Genomic DNA, 16,392 nt, shown 5'->3' on the forward strand with positions numbered 1-16,392 from the left:
GTACGCGGTCGTCGAGGCAGGGAGGTCACCGTGGCCGGCACCCGGAAGGTGACCGTCAGCACCGACGCGCACGGGCACACCGCCGGCTGGTCCGAGGCCCCGTCGGCGCCCGCGACCACGGTCCCGCCCGACCCCACGGCTGCCGCCTTCTTCGACGTGGACAACACGATGATGCAGGGCGCCTCGATCTACTGGTTCGCCCGTGGGCTGGCCGCCCGGAAGTACTTCACCACCGGTGACCTGGCCCGCTTCGCCTGGCAGCAGGCCCGGTTCCGGCTGCTCGCCACCGAGCACGCGGGCGACATGTCCCAGGCCAAGGAGGCCGCGCTCGCCTTCGTCCAGGGCTGGCGGGTGGACGACATCGAGCGCCTCGCCGACGAGATCTTCGACGAGCTGATGGCCCCGCGCATCTGGGCCGGCACCCGCCGCCTCGCCCAGCGTCACCTCGACGCGGGCGAGCGGGTCTGGCTGGTCAGCGCCGCCCCGGTCGAGATCGGCCGGGTGATCGCCGCGCGGCTCGGCCTGACCGGCGCGATCGGCACGGTGGCCGAGGTGGTCGACGGCGCGTACACCGGACGGCTGGTCGGTGACCTGATGCACGGGCCGGCGAAGGCCGAGGCGGTGACCCAGCTCGCCGCCGTGGAAGGGCTGGACCTGGACCGGTGCGCCGCCTACAGCGACTCGGCCAACGACCTGCCGATGCTCTCCGCCGTCGGCCGCGCGGTCGCGGTGAACCCCGATCCGGCGCTGCTGCGGCAGGCCCGCGAGCGGGGCTGGGACGTGCGCGACTTCCGCACCGGGCGACGGGCCGTACGCATCGCCGTGCCCTCCACGGCCGCCGCCGGGCTGCTCGCCGGCGCGGTCACGGCCGGCCTGGCGCTGCACCGGCGCCGGCACCGCGAGGCCTGAGCCGGCGCGCCCCCGCTCAGGGGCCGAACGGGTCGGGGCGGCGTTCGAGCAGCTTGTGCAGCGTCTGCTGGATCGTCTCCCGCACCTGGTCGGCGAGGTTGAACACCACGATCGGGTCGTCCGCGGAGTCACGCAGGTGCGCGGTCGGGATGGGCGGGCAGAACTCGATCAGCCACTTGCTCGGCAGCGGCACCATGCCCAGCGGCCCGAGCCAGGGGAACGTGGGCGTGACCGGGAAGTACGGCAGTTTGAGCAGCCGCGCGAGGGGCTTGATGTCGGCGAGCATCGGGTAGATCTCCTCGCCGCCGACGATGGCCACCGGCACGATCGGCGTGCCGGTGCGCAGCGCGGCGGAGACGAACCCGCCCCGGCCGAAGCGCTGGAGCTTGTAACGGTCGGAGTAGAGCTTGCCGACCCCCTTGAAGCCCTCCGGGAACACGCCCACCAGTTCCCCGTTGCCGAGCAGCCGTTCCGCGTCCGGGCTGCAGGCGACGGTGCCGCCGGTCTTGCGGGCTATCTCGGACACGACGGGCATCCGGAAGACCAGGTCGGCGCCGAGCAGCCGCAGGTAGCGGCGCGCCGGGTGCCGGTCGTGCAGCGCGGTGGAGAGGATCAGCGCGTCGATCGCCACGGTGCCGGAGTGGTTGCCCACGACCAGGCCCGCGCCCTCGGCCGGTACGTGCTCGATGCCGCTGACCTCGGTGCGGAACCAGTCCCGGTAGAGCAGCCGCACCAGCGGGTGGACCACCGCGTCGGTCAGGTCGGGGTCGAAGCCGAACTCGTCGACCTCGTACTCACCGGCGAGCCGCCGCCGCAGGAACGCCAGGCCCTGGGCCACCTTGCGGTCCCAGTGGTCGCCCGGCCGGTCGGCCACCGCCGGTCCGGGCGGGGTGTCACCGGCCGGTTCGCTCCCGGCCGCCGGATCAGCCACTGCCTTCTTCGCCACAGCCTTCTTCGCCACGGCCTTCTTCGCGACCGTCTTCTTCGCCACGGTCTTCCCGGCCGTCGGGCGGTGCGCCGCCGGGCCCGGGGCGACCGTCCCGGCCGGAGCGCCGGGCTGGTCGGCAGCGGCGACCGGCTCGTCGGCGGAGGTGTCCGGCTCGTCGGCCGGGTCCACCGGCGCGGCCGGGCGGGCGGACGGCGCGGTCACCCGGCGGTGTCCGTTGCGCCGCGCCGGCTCCGCGCCCGGTCCGGGCACGTCCAGCGGTACGTCGTAGCGCGCGTCGCGCCGCTCCTCCGGGCTGCTCACGAACGCTCCCGTACGGTCGAGCGGACCTGCCGGATGCTCTCCAGCACCAACTGCTCGGCCGCGGCCAACTGGTCCCGGGTCACCACCACGCCGCCGTGGTGGGCGCGGATGAAGTCCTCGAACGCGGCGGCGGTCGAGCGGGGCGTGAAGCCGAACTCCCGCTCCAGCCGGCTGGTGTCCACCACCCGGCCGTGCACGAACAGGTCCACCTGGTCCAGGCCGTACCGGCCGAAGCCCAGGCTGCGGGCGATCGCGGCGACCCCGGCCAGGCCCGGTTCCAGCACCGGCACCGCCACCCGGCCCGCCCGGCGGATCGCCTGCGACAGCGACAGCACGCCCGGCCCGGCGACGTTGTACGTGCCCGGGTGGTCCTCGGCGACGGACCGGTGCAGCACCTCCAGCGCGTCGTCGAAGTGCACGAACTGCAGGCGCGGGTCACGGCCGAAGACGGTGGGCACCACCGGCTGGGAGAAGTAGCGGGTGAGCGTGGTGTCGGCGGCGTACCCGATGAACGGCGCGAAGCGCAGCACTGTCGCGGTGACGTCGGGCCGGCGGCGGCGGAACCCGCGGACGTACCCCTCGATGTCGAGTATGTCGCGGCCGAAACCGCCGCGTGGCACCTCGCGTGGCTCGGTCTCCTCGGTGAAGACGGCCGGATCGCGGAACGACACCCCGTACGCGGCGGTGGACGAGCGGACCACGAGCTTGCGCAGCCGGGGCGCGCGCTGCGCGGCGGCGAGCATCTGCATCGTGCCGATGACGTTCTGTTCCTTCATCCCCGACCGGCCGCCGTGCTGCGGATCGGGCGAGGTGACGAGCGCCAGGTGCACCACGGCGTCGACGTCGAGGTCGACCAGGAGGCCGCCGAGCGAGTCCAGATCGAGACGGACCCGTTCCACGTCGGTGAGCAGATCGGCCAGCTCGGGGTTGGGCGGGGCCGGATCGACCCCGATGACGCGCTCGATCCGCGGGTCGGCGGCGAGCCGCGCGGCGACGTGCGCGCCGAGCCAGCGACCGACTCCGGTGACGACGACGACCCCCGGGGCACCGGAGGTGTCACCGGGGGTCATGTCGTGCGCCTTGCGCGGCAGGCGGGATCGAGCCGGGACGTCCACGGCCTGATCACCTGAGCCTCCGAGGGTCGACAGTTGGCAAGTGGTGCCGGGAGCCGGGCCAGTGCCCGGCCCCGGTCACTTGCCGAGACGGCGACGCTGGACGCGGGTCTTGCGCAGCAGCTTGCGGTGCTTCTTCTTAGCCATGCGCTTGCGGCGCTTCTTGACCACCGAGCCCATACGACAGCCTTTCGATGCAACGTTCGGGGCGGACCGGAAGACACCACCGCCGGTGGTGCCTTGACCGCTTGCGGACAACGGACCGGACCAGCGTGGTGGGCAGGGCACACCAGAGGGCGATCACGGTCGTGGTCCAGCCTAACCGGAGTGCGTCAGCAGGACCAACGCGCCCCCGTCGATGCCCCTTTTCGTCGCACTCGGCGGACCGGCCCGCCGAGTGGTCAGGCGGACTCCTGGAAGGCGCCCCGGAGGTATTCGTGCACGGCGTGCTCGGGCACCCGGAACGAACGGCCGACCCGTACCGCGGTCAGCTCACCGCTGTGTACGAGACGGTAGACCGTCATCTTGGAGACCCGCATGACCGTCGCCACCTCGGCGACGGTCAGGAACCTGACATCCGACAGCCGTGCGTCGGACTGCGACCCGGCCATGGCTCACCGACCCATTCCCGTGCCCGGCGCGTGTCACCGGGCAGGTGCTCCCGCCTCGACGAGCGACGCGCGTGTAACCAGTACGGTAGCGGGACGGCTGTGACCTGCGCGATCCCTTCCACCCTTTGATCATGGCGAGGCAGCCGTTCACCCGATGTCCACCAGGGGTTTTTCGCCCGGACGGGTGCCTCGTCCGATCCGCCTACTCGGCGCGCAGCGCCACCACCGGGTCGAGCCGGCCCGCCCGCTGCGCCGGCACCACGCCGAAGACGATGCCGACCGCCGCGGAGACGCCGAACGCCAGCGCCAGTGACCACCAGGTGATCGCCGCCGGGATCGGGGAGAACACGTCCACGAGCAGGGCGGTGCCCACGCCCAGCGCCATTCCGGTCAGGCCGCCGACCGAGGTGAGCAGCACCGCCTCCAGCAGGAACTGCACGCCGATGTCCCGGGGGCGGGCGCCGACCGCCTTGCGCAGGCCGATCTCGCGGGTCCGCTCGCGTACCGAGACCAGCATGATGTTGGAGACGCCGACGCCGCCCACCAGCAGCGAGATGCCCGCGATGGCGGCCAGTACGCCGGTGAGCACGCCCAGGATGTCGCCGAGCACGCCGAGGATCTGCCGCTGGGTGACGGCGCTGAACTCGGTGTCCGGGTGCCGGCGGGACAACTCCGCGACGATCCGCTCGCCGAGTTCGTCGATCCGTTCCCGGTCCGGCGCCTTGACCGCGATGCCGTCGATGCGCTGGGTGCCCCACAGCCGTTGCGCCGCCGTCACCGGTACGTGCACCTCGTCGTCCCGGTCCACGCCGAGGCTCTGCCCGAGCGGCGCGAAGACGCCGATCACCCGGAACCGCACCCCGGCCAGCGTGACCTGCTGGCCGAGCGGGTCACGGTCGGGGAAGAGCGCCCGGGCCACCGAATCGCCGAGCACCGCCACCCGGCGGCTGGTGTCCACGTCCGCCCCGGTCAGGTAGCGGCCCCGCGACAGCGACCTGGTGAACACCGACGGGGTGGTCTCCAGCACGCCCTGCACTGTGGTGAAGTCGGACCGGTTGCCGGCCCGCGCGGTCGCCCCGGAGGCCACTGTCACCGCCACCCGGCCGGGGTCGCCGACCACCCGGGAGACGGCGTCGGCGTCGCTGAGGTCCAGCGGCGAGACCACCGGCGCGTTGCCCACCTCGATCCGGCCCGGCACCACCAGCAGCAGGTTGGAGCCGAGCCCTTCGACCTGCTGCTCGACCTGCTGTTTGGTGCCGGTGCCGATGGCCACCAGGATCACCACCGAGGCCACCCCGATGATCACCCCGAGCATGGTCAGCACGCTGCGCAGCCGGTTGGCCCGCAGCGCGTCCCACGCCACCCGCCACGCCTCGGCCAGCCTCATCCCGCGTCCCCGCCGGCCCGCGGAAGGCGCCCGGTGGCACCGGCGGCGCCACCGGAGCCACCGGGCGGGTGCCCCGGGCCGCTTCCGGAAACGGACCGGGGCTCCGCGCTGGGAGCGGTGTCCAGTGTCGCAGGTGCGCCGGAACCCTCCGACGGCGGTCGATCATGAACGCTGTCGGAGCGGATCAGGCCGTCCCGCACCGCGATCCGCCGACGCGCCCGGGCGGCCACCTCCTGGTCGTGGGTCACCATCACCAGCGCCACCCCGGACTCGGCGTTCAGCTGTTCCAACAGCTCCAGCACCGCCTCGCCGGTGGCGCTGTCCAGGTTGCCGGTCGGCTCGTCGGCGAGCAGCACCGCCGGTTCGGTCACCAGCGCCCGGGCGATCGCCACCCGCTGCTGCTCCCCGCCGGAGAGCTGGTTGGGCCGATGGTGCAGCCGGTGACCGAGCCCCACCCGGCCCAGCATCGCAGCCGCCCGCTCCCGCCGCTGCCGCGCCCCGACGCCCCGGTAGACCAGCGGCAACGCCACGTTGTCCACAGCCGACGTACGGGCCAGCAGGTGGAACGCCTGGAACACGAAACCGATCGTCTCGTTGCGCAGCGTCGCCAGTTCCGGGGCGGTGAGCGTGGTGACGTCCCGGCCACCGATCACCAGCCGGCCGCCGCTGGGCCGGTCCAGCCCGCCGAGCAGGTGCATGAGCGTCGACTTGCCCGAGCCGGACGGCCCGATCACCGCCACGTACTCGCCCTGGTCGATGGTGAGCGACACCCCGCGCAACGCTGACACCGAGACGCCGTCCAGCTCGTACGTGCGCCAGACGTCGACGGCCTCGACCGCCGGGGCCGTCACCGCAGTTCCTGGCCGTCGCGCACCTGGTCGGCGCCGCGTACCACCACCCGGTCGCCGGCCCGTACGCCGTCGACGATCTGCACCAGGTCCTGCCCCTGCACGCCCACAGTCACCGGCACCCGGTCGGCCCGGCCGTCCCGCAGCACCCAGACCGCGTCCCGCCCGTCGGCGGAGAAGACCGCTGACGCCGGCACCGTCACCGCGTCGGCGGCCTCCCGCACCCGCAGCCGTACCACCGCGTTCATGCCAGGGCGGGGCGCCGGGGCGGCCTCGGCCTCACCCAGGCGGCCGGCGCCCAGGTCGAGCCGGACCCGGTAGGTGACGCCGCCCCGCGCCGAACTGCTCGGCAGCACGTCGACCGACCGCACAGTGGCGTCGTACGTCGCGCCGGTCACCGCGTCCAGCTCGACCGACGCGGGCACCCCCGCCCGGACCAGCAGCACGTCGGTCTCGTCCACCTCGGCGAGCAGGCCGAGCCGGCCGGTGTCCACCACCGTGAGCACCGGTGTGCCGGCGGTGACCCGGCCACCGGCCGGGATCGCGTCGTCCACCCCGGGCGGCGGCCCGCCCTGCCCGCCCGCGCCGAGCGCCGACGGGTCGAGACCGGGCACCGCCGCACCACCGGCCGCCCCGAGCAGCCCGGCCAGGTCGGCCGGCGCCGCCGAGCGGGTGCCGCCCGGCTGCACGACACCGGCGATCGGGGCGCGCAACGTCAACGCGTCCACAGTCGCCTTCGCCAGGTCGTACGCCTGCTGGGCCTGGAGTCGCTGCGCGGCCGACAGCGCGCCGACGGCGCTGTTCAGGCCGGCGACCCCGCGCTGCACCTGGGCGACCGCCCGGTCGGCGGCGCGGGCGGCCGACTCGTACTGCCGCTGCGCCGACTGGACCTGGAGCAGCAGCGCGGCGCGTACCTGCGGGTCGCCGACCTTGCCGGCGGCGGCGCGGGCGGCGGCGAACGCCTCGTCGGCGGCCCGGTCGGTGCCACGCCGGCTGCCGCCCAGGTCGCCCGTGCCGGCGCCCCGGCCGGCCCGCTTCGCCGCGCGCAGCGCCTCCCGTGCCTGCGCCATGCGCTCCCGGGCCGACGGCGAGTCGATCACCGCGAGCACCTGTCCCCGGGCGACCCGCGCGCCGGGCTGGACCCGCAGGCTGGCGAGCGTGCCGTCGGCGGGGGCGGTGAGGGTGGCCGCGGCCCGCGCGGTCACAGTGGCCGGCGCGTCGATCACCTCGCTCACGGGCGCGCGACCGACCTCGGCGACAGTCACCGCCGGGGCGTCGTCGCCGCAGGAGGCGGCGGTGGCGCCGGTCAGCGCGACGACGGCGAGCAGTGCGGTGACGAGACGGGGGCGGCGGGCCGCGGGCAGCCGCGGCGAGGGAGTGCGGGCCACCCGGCCCATGCTACGACCCCGTCGACAGGCGTCGACGTGTCAGCCGACGACGGCCCGCACGTACGCGACGCACTCGTCGTGCAGCATCGACCACGGGTCGCCGAGCACCTCGTCGGCGGCCTGCGCCGGTGGCTTCCGCTGGTGCACCACGGCCCGGTAGAAGTCGAGCATCCGCTGCTCGCCGTAGCGGTCGACAAGGTGCCGCACGGCCAGGTAGCCGACGCCGTAGGCGCCGCCCACCCGGCTGTCGCTCGCTTCCGCCTCCGGCGCCACCGCCTCCAGCCGCCCGGACCAGCCGCCGCGCAGCAGGTCGCGCACCTCGGTCAGGCCCTCGTAGCGGTGGACCGGCTGGCCGTCGGCACCGGCGTACTCGGCCAGCCCTTCCACCAGCCACCAGTCCGCGCGGTCGGCGTACCCCCGGTCGGGCAGTGAGGCGGCGTGGGTGAGTTCGTGCCGCAGCAGGTCGTCGACGCCGTCCGGGGTGACGGTCTGGGCGTTGAGGACGACGTCGTGGCGTCCACCGCCGACGCCGACCGCGTACCCGGCGGTCCACTTCGGCCGGCCGCCGCCGTACCAGCGCCGCCACTCGGCCTTCCCGGCGTAGTAGACGAGATACCGGTCCGGCCGCGCGTCGCCGACCGCGTACCGGTCCGCGACCCGGGCGGCCGTCTCGGCCTGGGCGAGCAGGCCGGGCAGCTTGCTCCGCTGGGCGGGCGTGGTGGCCACCACCACCCGCTTCCCGACCGTCACGGCCAGGTCGTTCGCCTGCCACGGCCGCACGCCGGCCGGGTCCGCGCCGGACGGTTCCAGCGCGGTCAGCCGGGGCTCCTCCCCCACCAGCCGCCAGCGCGCGTCCAGCTCCACTGTGCTCGGCGCGCAGTCCGGCACCACGAAGCAGTAGCCCACTGTGATCGTCTGCCGCCACTCTCCGGGCCGCCCGTCGGCCGCCGCCGGAACCTCGTCGGCCGCCGGCCGCCACACCGTGACCCGCAGCGCCCGCAGCGCCGCGTACCGCCGGGTCAGGGCCGGCCGCGCCGCCGGATCGGCGATCGCGAGGAAGCCGGCCCGGTCCGCGCCGACGAGCGCGGCGGCCTGCCGGTCCAGCAGCGCGAGCATCCGCTCGCCGAGCCGCCGCTGCGCCGCTGTGCCCGGGTCGTCCCGGCCTGCGGCCGACCGCCCGGCCGCGTCCGGCGACAGCTCCCGCAGGAGTACGCCGGGCACCGCGCCCGCCACCAGGCCGAGCACCAGGCCGAGCGCGGTCCAGAGGGGCCAGCGCCGCCGTTTCCGCACCGTCCGCGTCTGCTCGCCCACGTGTGCCAGGGGTACGGGGTACGGCGCGGATACCGCGACGGGGTGCGGCAACGACGCCGTGGCCGGTGCCGGTGCAATGGTTTCGACAGCGGCGTCCACCTCGGCGCTGTCGGCGCCGGCGTCAGCCGCGCGGGCGGTCTCGGCGCGGGTGTCGTCAGCGCCGGCGTTGGCGCTGAGGTTGGCCGCGACCGCGTCGGCGGCGCTGTCGGCATCGGCGCTGGTTTCGGCGGCGCTGACGTCAGCGGCGCTCGCGTCAGCGGCATCGACGGCATCGACGTCATCGACGGCGGGACGACGCTCGTTGCCGTCCGTCGTCCGGCCGGGAGGCTGCTCGTCGCCGTCGGTCACCGGCGAAGGGTACGACCAATCGGGCGTTCCGGGAAAGAGTCCCGCCGCTGTTCCGCCGCGCTCCGAGATCTTGGAAGGAAAGGGCCCCCAGAGGGGCCGAATTCTTCCAAGATCTCTCAGATCGGGGTGCCGGTCAGCGTCAACGCGGCCTTGTCGGCTGCCCAGAGGGCCACCAGTGCCACAGCTGGGACGGCGTGCCCGGCCAGTGCGAGCAGCACGCCGCCGGCGAGGAAGCAGGCGGCCTGGACGGCGAGCTTGGCCGGGTCGGGCAGCGTCACGGTGGCGCGGGGTGAGCAGAACAGCCCCCACACCACGGCGATCAGCAGCGGCGCGCCGAGCCCGGCGAGCAGGCGCAGCGGCCAGCCGGCGTCGAGCGTGAAGCCCCAGTACCCGGCCGAGCCCAGCAGGGCCAGCTCCAGCAGGAAGATCACGCCCAGCAGCAGCGCGGTCATCGGTCCCCCCAGGAACGGTAGGCGCGGTCCAGGCCCGCGATGAGCTGGCCGAAGGAGCGGTCGGTGTCACGGGGCAACCCGAATCCGCCGGCCGCCTCCAGGGCGACGAAGCCGTGCACGGCGGCCCGGAACATCCGGATGGCGTCGATCGCGTCGTCGCCGTCGAGGCCGTACCCGAGCAGGATCGCCCGGACCGCGCCGACCGCGCGCTCACCGGCGGCCAGGTGGTCGGCGTCGGCGGGGTCGGGTGCCCGCTGGGCGGCCGGGTAGCGGCCGGGGTGCTTCCGCGCGTACGCCCGGTAGGCGGTGGCGACGGCGCGCAGCGCGTCGCTGCCGGCCCGGCCCGCGGCGGCGGCCGTGAGCACGTCGGCAATCTCGGCGGTGGCCAGCACGGCGAGCTGCTGGTGCAGCGCGTCCACGCCCCGTACGTGCTTGTAGAGGCTGGGCAACGCGACGCCGAGCCGCGCGGCGAGCGCCGCCAGGGTCAGCTTCTCGTAGCCGACCTCGTCGGCGAGCACGGCGGCCTCCCGCACGACTGTGGCCGGGGTCAGGCCGGCTCTAGGCACGCGCGGTCACCGCCAGGAACTCGACCAGGTCGGCGGCGGTGGCGTCGGGCTGGTCGGCGTGCGGGTAGTGACCGGAGTCGGCGATCATGCGCGCCTCGGCGACGGCGAACAGTCGCCGCGCGGCCCGTGCCTCGGCACCCGGGTCGGGAAAGTCCGGGTCCTTGGTGCCCATCAGCACGAGCACCGGCCGGTTCACGTCGCGGGCCCGCGCGGTCCAGTGCGGGTCGGCCGGAGCGACCACGCCGCGCACCGCGTCCATCCGGCCGCGCAGCTTGGCGACCAGTTCCCTGCGGTACGCGGCGTCGTCCGCCGGGCGCCCGCAGGGGAACAGCGAGCGGTGGAACAGCCCGAACAGCCGAGGGCTGCGCAGCACGACGGCTTGCGCGGCCCGCATCAGTGGATTTGGCTTCGGCGTGCCGACGAACGGGCTTACCTGCACGATGCCGCTGACCAGCTCCGGCGCCTCGGCCGCGGCGAAGACCACCGCGGCGCCGCTGGACGAGCTGCCGACCAGGGTGGCGGGGCCACCGCCGAGTGCCCGCACCACGGCGAGCAGATCGCCACCGACCTGCTCCGGGGCGTACGTGGGCCAGTGCGGGCTGGAGTCGCCGTGCCCGCGTACGTCGACAGAGGCGACCCGGTAGCCGGCCGCCACCAGCCGGGGCGTCAGGTGACGGAAGGCCGCCCGGTTCTCCCCCATGCCGTGCGCGAGCACCACGAGCGGACCCGACCCGTGCACCTCGTACGCGATAGTGCCGCCGTCCCGCGCCACCTGGCTAACTGTCATAGCCAATAAGCTAATGCCATTAGCTTTCCCCGTCAAGCTTGACCTCAACACGACGTGAAGTCGCACGATCGCCGGCATGCCGATCACCGCCGACACCCACGTACGCCTCGCCCGCCCGAGCCGCGACCTGACCGCCGCCGAACGGTTCTGGGCGCAGGGCGTCGGCCTGGACGTGCTGTTCCGCGCCGAGGCCCGGCGTCCGGGCGAGCACGACCTGGTGATGCTCGGCCTGCCCGGCGCGGGCTGGCACCTGGAGCTGGTCGGCGGCGCGGCACCGACAGTCGCGCCGCGCCCCACCGAGGAGGACCTGTTCGTGCTCTACCTCGACGGCCCCGCCGACGACGAGCTGGTCACGAGACTGGAACGGGCCGGCGGGACCAGGGTCTCCGCCGGCCCGCACTGGGACAGGTGGGGCATCACGTTCGCCGACCCGGACGGCTACCGCCTCGTGCTGTGCACCCGGGCCTGGTCGAACGAGTGACTCACTTCTTCGACAGCACCGCCCGGCCGAAGAACGCCAGGTTGGCCGGGCGCTCCGCGAGCCGGCGCATCAGGTAGCCGTACCACTGGTCGCCGTAGGGCACGTAGGTGCGCACGGTGTAGCCCTCGCCGACCAGGCGCTTCTGCTCGTCCGGCCGGATGCCGTAGAGCATCTGGAACTCGAACCGGCCCGGTTCGCGGTCGAACCAGCGGGCCCGGTCCTCCCCGATCGCGATCAGCCGCGGGTCGTGGGTGGCGAGCATCGGGTAGCCGTCGCCGGCCATCAGCACGTTCATGCAGCGCACGTACGACTTGTCGACCTCGCGGGCCGACTGGTACGCCACCGACTCCGGCTCCTTGTACGCCCCCTTGCACAGCCGCACCCGCGACCCGGCGGAAGCCAGCTCCCGGCAGTCCGACTCGGTCCGCCGCAGGTACGCCTGGAGCACCGCCCCGGTCGACGGGTGGTCCTTGCGCAGCTTCGCCAGGATGTCCAGCGTCGAGTCGGTGGTGGTGTGGTCCTCCATGTCCAGCGTGACAGTGGTGCCCGCCGCGTCGGCCGCCGCGCAGATCGCCCGCGCGTTGTCGTACGCGAGCTGCTCGTCGAACATCTGGCCCAGCGCGGACAGCTTCACGCTGACCTCGGCGCCCGGGGTGAGCCCGGCGGCGCCCAGCCGGCTCAGCAGCGTGAGGTACTCGTCCCGGGTGGCGTTCGCCTGCTCCGGGGTGGTGGTGTCCTCGCCCAGGTAGTCGAGGGTGACCGCTTGGCCGTCGGCGACCAGCTCGCGGGTGGCGCGCAGCGCGTCGTCGGTGGCGGCGCCGGCGACGAACCGGCGGACGACGTCCCGGGTGAACGGGGCCGTCGCGACGAGCCGCTCCACCTGGGAAGACCGGGAGGCGGCGAGGATGACGGAACGGAGCATGAGCCGAGCGTAACGCTCACCACCGGGCCCCCGCCGGGTGCGTCCGAGGCCCGTCCCCTCCCGCGCTGCGGCCTGGGCCGGGCTCCCCCGGCTGGCGGAGATCGGCTACAACGTTCACGTGGATCGACGACACCCCCGGCGCCGGCTCCGCTCGGCCTCCGTGCAGCTCGGCGCGCTGACCGCGCTGGCCCTCGCGCTCTCCGGCTGCAACAACGGTTACGACGACGACGATGACGACTGCGCGCTCGGACCGGCCGGTGGAGGCGGCGACACCGTCGCGGTCGCCCTGCGCGTGCCCACGCCGGCCACCGCCTCGCGCGGCGAAGCGGCCCCGACCGCCGCGCTGCCCGAGCGCGGCGGCTTCGGCACCCACCTCGCCTCCTGCGGCGGCTGACGTGCGCCGCGAGGCGAGCACGCCGCGCCCCGGCTGGGACGAGACCATCCGGGCCCAGGGCCTGGTGTACGTCGACACCGAGCTACCAGACGGCGAGATCATGTCGTACTGGGACGAGACGGCGGCGTACTCGTTCACGCTCGACGAGGTGCTCCGGCTGGAGGAGGCGACCGAGGAGCTGCACCGGATGTCGGTGGCCGCCGCCGAGCACGTGGTGGCCCGCCGCCGGTACGCCGAGTTCGGCATCCCCGAGTGGGCCGCCGAGGCGGTCGCCCGCTCGCTGCGGGAGAACCCGCCGACGCTATACGGCCGGTTCGACCTCTGGTACGACGGCAGCGGCCCGCCGAAGATGCTGGAGTACAACGCCGACACCCCGACCGCGCTGGTCGAGGCGAGCATCGTGCAGTGGTACTGGCTGGAGCACACCCAGCCCGACGCGGACCAGTGGAACAGCCTGCACGAGCGGCTGGTCGGCGCGTGGGCCAAGATCGGCGCCGGGCTGCACGAACGCCGGACGCACGTGCTCTGGTCCGACGAGGAGGAGTCGGGCGAGGACCAGATCACCGCCGGCTACCTGGCCGAGACGGCCCGCCAGGCCGGGCTGGACGTGACGCTCATGCCGATCCAGCAGGTCGGCTGGGACGGGCGGCGCTTCGTCGACGCCGACGACCGGCCGATCACCACCTGCTTCAAGCTCTACCCCTGGGAGTGGATGCTCGCCGAGCCGTACGGGCGGCCCGCGCTCGACCCGGGCACGCCCACCACCTGGATCGAGCCGGCCTGGAAGCTGCTGCTGTCGAACAAGGCGCTGCTCGCCGTGCTCTGGGAGCTGTACCCGGGGCACGACTACCTGCTGCCCGCGTACCTGGACTCGCCGCGCGGCATGACCGAGTACGTGGCCAAGCCGCTGCTCGGCCGCGAAGGCGGTTCGGTACGCATCGTGACCGGCGACACGGAGATCACCAACCCGGGGATCTACGGCGACGAGGGCTTCTGCTACCAGGAGTTCCGCGCGTTGCCCGAGTTCGAGGGCAACCGGACGGTGCTGGGCAGCTGGATCGTGGACGGCGAGTCGGCCGGCGCGGGCGTACGCGAGAGCGAGAGCCTCATCACTGACGGTTACGCGCGGTTCCTGCCCCACTACATCGACGCACCGCGTCTGCCCTGAGTCGTCTACCGTTGGTGTCGTGAACTTCGACGCGTACGCCCGGACCGGGGTCGAGCTCGTCAACGCCCGGCTGGACGACCTGGACGGCCTGCGGGCTGTCTTCACGGACGAGCAGGGCTGGATGCGCGACGAAGTCGCGGAACGGGACCTGGCGATCTTCCGGAGAGCGCAGAAGCGCCTCCGGGACGTCTTCGAGTACGGCACCTCGGGCCGGGACAACGAGGCGGTGGCGGAGTTGAACGCGCTGCTGGAGGCGTTCCCGGTGCAGCCACGCATCTCCGGCCACGACTCCTCGGACTGGCACATGCACGTGACCAGCCGGGGCGCCTCCGTCTCCTCGGAATACCTCGCCGGCGCGGTCTGGGGCCTGTCGGTGTGGCTCTGCGAGTACGGCAGCGCCCGCTTCGGCGTCTGCGCCGACGACCGCTGCGGCAACGTCTACCTGGACACCTCGTCCAACTGCTGCCGCCGGTTCTGCTCCGAGCGCTGCGCCACCCGCTCCCACGTGGCGGCGCATCGGGCCCGCAAGCGGGCGGCGGTCGGCGAGCAGGCCGTCCCGGCGCAGCCGCTCTCCCCGGTGAGCTGACCTCCGGGGCGGCGCCGTTGGTCAGGCGTCGACCGGGGAGGGCGCGGTCAGGTGGGCCCGGGCGAACTCCAGCGACTCGCGCAGGTCCGCCTCGCGGACCGCGCGGCTCTTCGCGCCCCGGGTGGTCACCTCCACCGCGACAGTGCCGCTGAACCCTCGGCCGGCGAGCGAACGGAGCATCTCCGCGCAGGGCTGCCCGCCGCGACCGGGCACCAGGTGCTCGTCGCGCCCCTCGCCGGTGCCGTCGCCCAGGTGCACGTGCGCCAGGCCGGAGCCCATCCGGTCGGCCATCGCCACCGCGTCGGTGTGCGAGGCCGCGCAGTGCGACAGGTCGAGCGTGTACGAGGCGTACCCGATCTCCGTCGGGTCCCAGCCCGGCGCGTACGGGACGAACTGCCGCCCCGCCATCCGCACCGGATACATGTTCTCCACCCCGAAGTGCAGGCCGCCGAACTGCCCGGCGATCGTGTCGAGCCCGTCGGCGAAGTTTCGCGCGTAGTCACGCTGCCAGGTGAACGGCGGGTGCACCACGACAGTCGGCGCCTCCAGCGTCTCGGCCAGCTCGGCGGCCTTGCGCAGCCGCTCCCACGGGTCGGGGCTCCACACCCGCTGGGTGACCAGCAGGCAGGGGGCGTGCACCGACAGCACCGGCACGCCGTAGTGCTCGGCGAGGCCGCGCAGCGCGCCCGCGTCCTGGCTGACCGGGTCGGTCCAGACCATCACCTCGATGCCGTCGTAGCCGAGTTCGGCGGCGAGCTGGAACGCCGCCGCGGTCCGTTCGGGGAAGACCGAGGACGTGGACAGGAGTACCGGAACGCGGTAGGTCACGCCTCCGAGGGTAGCTCCCACCGCCAGCGAGCATCGGGACGAGCAGCCGCAAAGCACCCAGAGCGTTCGGGCGGTCACATCGGCGCGAGCTGATCCAGCCGACGCAGGATGACTCCCTCGCGCAGCGCCCACGGGCAGATGTCCACGCGGTCCACGCCGAGCCGGCGCATCACCGCCTCCGCCACCACCGCGCCCGCCAGGAGCTGGTGCGCGCGCTGCGCGCTGACCCCCTCCAGCTCGGGCAACTGAGCCGGGGGGATGTGCCTGATGAACCCCAGCACCTGCCGCAGACCGGTACGGGTCAGGCTGCGCCGCGCCCACAGGCCCGCGCCGGACGGAGCGGCGCCGGCCAGCCGGGCCAGCGTGCGGAACGTCTTCGACGTGGCGACCGGCCGTTCCCAGCCCACCGCCGTCAACTGCTCCACCACCGGGTCGAGCTGCGCGTCCACGTACGCCCGCAGTTCCTCCACGGCCTCGGCCGACGGCGGCGCCGTGCCGGCCGGGTCGACAGCCAGCCGCTCCCGGCTCAGCCGGCCCGCGCCGAGCGGCAGCGAGACCGCCACGTCCGGGTGCTCGTCGATGCCGGCCGCCAGCTCCAGGGACCCGCCGCCGATGTCCATCGCCAGCAGCCGCCCGGCGGACCAGCCGAACCACCGCCGCACCGCGAGGAACGTCATCCGCGCCTCGTCCGCGCCGGAGAGCACCTCCAGGCGTACGCCCGTCTCGTCGCGGACGCGGGCCAGCACGTCGGCGGCGTTCGTGGCGTCGCGAACAGCGCTCGTGGCGAACGCGAGCAGGTCCTCGGCGCCCAGCCCGTCCGCCGCTGCCCGGGCCATGCCGACCGCCTTGACCAGGCCGTCCGCGCCGCCGACGGTGAGCGCGCCGTCCGGGCCGATCTGCTCGGCCAGCCGCAGCACCACCTTCTCCGAATGCGCCGGCCAGGGGTGCGCGCCGTGATGGGCGTCGACCACCAGCAGATGCACAGTGTTGGAACCGACGTCGAGGACACCCAGTCGCATGGGAAAGACCCTAGGGCCAACACGTT

The 16,392-nt window shown here is 74.2% G+C and carries 19 protein-coding genes; 5 read left to right on the top strand and 14 right to left on the bottom strand.

The genetic code is table 11. The features are described from left to right. The first annotated feature begins 30 nt into the window (after positions 1 to 30). The gene (locus AMK25_RS15450) at positions 31 to 909 is read left to right on the top strand and encodes an HAD family hydrolase (protein ID WP_073829051.1); all 879 of its coding nucleotides are present in this window, start codon (positions 31 to 33) and stop codon (positions 907 to 909) included. 16 nt (positions 910 to 925) lie between these two features. Here AMK25_RS15450 and AMK25_RS15455 read toward each other — a convergent pair whose 3' ends face one another. The 11 genes from AMK25_RS15455 to AMK25_RS15505 form a co-directional block, all read right to left on the bottom strand. After that, entirely contained in the window at positions 926 to 1,783 is an 858-nt protein-coding gene (locus AMK25_RS15455; protein WP_198937555.1) for a lysophospholipid acyltransferase family protein, read from the bottom strand. A gap of 371 nt (positions 1,784 to 2,154) precedes the next feature. Next, positions 2,155 to 3,228: an NAD-dependent epimerase/dehydratase family protein gene (locus AMK25_RS15460; RefSeq protein ID WP_073829052.1), complete on the bottom strand. Its 1,074-nt coding sequence runs from the start codon at positions 3,226 to 3,228 to the stop codon at positions 2,155 to 2,157. 120 nt (positions 3,229 to 3,348) lie between these two features. Beyond that, the gene (locus tag AMK25_RS15465; RefSeq protein WP_007465623.1) at positions 3,349 to 3,450 is read right to left on the bottom strand and encodes a 30S ribosomal protein bS22; all 102 of its coding nucleotides are present in this window, start codon (positions 3,448 to 3,450) and stop codon (positions 3,349 to 3,351) included. Between the two features lie 221 nt (positions 3,451 to 3,671). Further along, on the bottom strand, positions 3,672 to 3,881 hold the full coding sequence (locus AMK25_RS15470) for a helix-turn-helix domain-containing protein (RefSeq protein ID WP_013288759.1): 210 nt from the start codon (positions 3,879 to 3,881) through the stop codon (positions 3,672 to 3,674). A 202-nt stretch (positions 3,882 to 4,083) separates the two neighbouring features. After that, on the bottom strand, positions 4,084 to 5,268 hold the full coding sequence (locus tag AMK25_RS15475) for an ABC transporter permease (RefSeq protein WP_073829053.1): 1,185 nt from the start codon (positions 5,266 to 5,268) through the stop codon (positions 4,084 to 4,086). Next, positions 5,265 to 6,119 (bottom strand): ABC transporter ATP-binding protein, encoded by an 855-nt coding sequence (locus AMK25_RS15480; protein WP_073829054.1) that lies wholly within the window; start codon positions 6,117 to 6,119, stop codon positions 5,265 to 5,267. Before AMK25_RS15480 ends, AMK25_RS15475 begins: the two co-directional genes overlap by 4 nt. Continuing rightward, positions 6,116 to 7,513 (bottom strand): efflux RND transporter periplasmic adaptor subunit, encoded by a 1,398-nt coding sequence (locus AMK25_RS15485; protein WP_073829055.1) that lies wholly within the window; start codon positions 7,511 to 7,513, stop codon positions 6,116 to 6,118. The genes AMK25_RS15480 and AMK25_RS15485 overlap by 4 nt, the downstream gene beginning before the upstream one ends. A gap of 30 nt (positions 7,514 to 7,543) precedes the next feature. Then, entirely contained in the window at positions 7,544 to 9,163 is a 1,620-nt protein-coding gene (locus AMK25_RS15490) for a hypothetical protein (RefSeq protein ID WP_073829056.1), read from the bottom strand. Positions 9,164 to 9,279: 116 nt separating this feature from the next. Further along, the gene (locus AMK25_RS15495) at positions 9,280 to 9,615 is read right to left on the bottom strand and encodes a YrdB family protein (RefSeq protein WP_073829057.1); all 336 of its coding nucleotides are present in this window, start codon (positions 9,613 to 9,615) and stop codon (positions 9,280 to 9,282) included. Beyond that, a complete protein-coding gene (locus tag AMK25_RS15500) occupies positions 9,612 to 10,181 on the bottom strand; it encodes a TetR/AcrR family transcriptional regulator (protein ID WP_073829058.1) in 570 nt (189 codons plus the stop codon). The genes AMK25_RS15495 and AMK25_RS15500 overlap by 4 nt, the downstream gene beginning before the upstream one ends. Further along, entirely contained in the window at positions 10,174 to 10,968 is a 795-nt protein-coding gene (locus AMK25_RS15505) for an alpha/beta fold hydrolase (RefSeq protein WP_073829059.1), read from the bottom strand. The genes AMK25_RS15500 and AMK25_RS15505 overlap by 8 nt, the downstream gene beginning before the upstream one ends. A 76-nt stretch (positions 10,969 to 11,044) precedes the next feature. Between AMK25_RS15505 and AMK25_RS15510 the strand changes: the two genes are divergently transcribed. Continuing rightward, positions 11,045 to 11,449 carry a VOC family protein gene (locus AMK25_RS15510; RefSeq protein WP_073829060.1) on the top strand — a complete coding sequence of 135 codons (405 nt, stop codon included), beginning with the start codon at positions 11,045 to 11,047 and terminating at the stop codon, positions 11,447 to 11,449. Between the two features lies 1 nt (position 11,450). Here AMK25_RS15510 and AMK25_RS15515 read toward each other — a convergent pair whose 3' ends face one another. After that, the gene (locus AMK25_RS15515) at positions 11,451 to 12,371 is read right to left on the bottom strand and encodes a proline dehydrogenase family protein (protein ID WP_073829061.1); all 921 of its coding nucleotides are present in this window, start codon (positions 12,369 to 12,371) and stop codon (positions 11,451 to 11,453) included. A gap of 118 nt (positions 12,372 to 12,489) precedes the next feature. Here AMK25_RS15515 and AMK25_RS15520 point away from each other — a divergent pair, with 118 nt between their 5' ends. Genes AMK25_RS15520 through AMK25_RS15530 form a run of 3 tightly spaced genes read left to right on the top strand, consistent with a single transcriptional unit; the run spans position 12,490 to position 14,519 of the window. Further along, positions 12,490 to 12,765 (top strand): hypothetical protein, encoded by a 276-nt coding sequence (locus AMK25_RS15520; RefSeq protein WP_241826368.1) that lies wholly within the window; start codon positions 12,490 to 12,492, stop codon positions 12,763 to 12,765. Between the two features lies 1 nt (position 12,766). Further along, positions 12,767 to 13,933, top strand: coding sequence for a glutathionylspermidine synthase family protein (locus tag AMK25_RS15525; protein ID WP_073829063.1), 1,167 nt, complete (start codon positions 12,767 to 12,769; stop codon positions 13,931 to 13,933). Positions 13,934 to 13,952: 19 nt separating this feature from the next. Further along, positions 13,953 to 14,519: a CGNR zinc finger domain-containing protein gene (locus tag AMK25_RS15530; RefSeq protein WP_073829064.1), complete on the top strand. Its 567-nt coding sequence runs from the start codon at positions 13,953 to 13,955 to the stop codon at positions 14,517 to 14,519. A gap of 21 nt (positions 14,520 to 14,540) precedes the next feature. Here the strand turns inward: AMK25_RS15530 and AMK25_RS15535 are convergent, their stop codons facing one another. Further along, the gene (locus tag AMK25_RS15535; protein WP_198937523.1) at positions 14,541 to 15,347 is read right to left on the bottom strand and encodes a sugar phosphate isomerase/epimerase family protein; all 807 of its coding nucleotides are present in this window, start codon (positions 15,345 to 15,347) and stop codon (positions 14,541 to 14,543) included. Between the two features lie 74 nt (positions 15,348 to 15,421). Beyond that, positions 15,422 to 16,366 (bottom strand): Ppx/GppA phosphatase family protein, encoded by a 945-nt coding sequence (locus AMK25_RS15540; RefSeq protein ID WP_073829066.1) that lies wholly within the window; start codon positions 16,364 to 16,366, stop codon positions 15,422 to 15,424. Positions 16,367 to 16,392: the final 26 nt, after the last annotated feature.

This window comes from Micromonospora sp. TSRI0369, assembly GCF_001905625.1.
Lineage (GTDB): Bacteria > Actinomycetota > Actinomycetes > Mycobacteriales > Micromonosporaceae > Micromonospora > Micromonospora echinospora_A.

What these genes read in the sequence shown, in the direction of transcription:
- AMK25_RS15510 (WP_073829060.1), top strand. Translation starts at nt 11,045, where the DNA reads ATGCCGATCACCGCCGACACCCACGTACGCCTCGCCCGCCCGAGCCGC.
- AMK25_RS15460 (WP_073829052.1), bottom strand. Translation starts at nt 3,228, where the DNA reads ATGACCCCCGGTGACACCTCCGGTGCCCCGGGGGTCGTCGTCGTCACC.
- AMK25_RS15540 (WP_073829066.1), bottom strand. Translation starts at nt 16,366, where the DNA reads ATGCGACTGGGTGTCCTCGACGTCGGTTCCAACACTGTGCATCTGCTG.
- AMK25_RS15465 (WP_007465623.1), bottom strand. Translation starts at nt 3,450, where the DNA reads ATGGGCTCGGTGGTCAAGAAGCGCCGCAAGCGCATGGCTAAGAAGAAG.
- AMK25_RS15470 (WP_013288759.1), bottom strand. Translation starts at nt 3,881, where the DNA reads ATGGCCGGGTCGCAGTCCGACGCACGGCTGTCGGATGTCAGGTTCCTG.
- AMK25_RS15495 (WP_073829057.1), bottom strand. Translation starts at nt 9,615, where the DNA reads ATGACCGCGCTGCTGCTGGGCGTGATCTTCCTGCTGGAGCTGGCCCTG.
- AMK25_RS15515 (WP_073829061.1), bottom strand. Translation starts at nt 12,371, where the DNA reads ATGCTCCGTTCCGTCATCCTCGCCGCCTCCCGGTCTTCCCAGGTGGAG.
- AMK25_RS15485 (WP_073829055.1), bottom strand. Translation starts at nt 7,513, where the DNA reads ATGGGCCGGGTGGCCCGCACTCCCTCGCCGCGGCTGCCCGCGGCCCGC.
- AMK25_RS15505 (WP_073829059.1), bottom strand. Translation starts at nt 10,968, where the DNA reads ATGACAGTTAGCCAGGTGGCGCGGGACGGCGGCACTATCGCGTACGAG.
- AMK25_RS15475 (WP_073829053.1), bottom strand. Translation starts at nt 5,268, where the DNA reads ATGAGGCTGGCCGAGGCGTGGCGGGTGGCGTGGGACGCGCTGCGGGCC.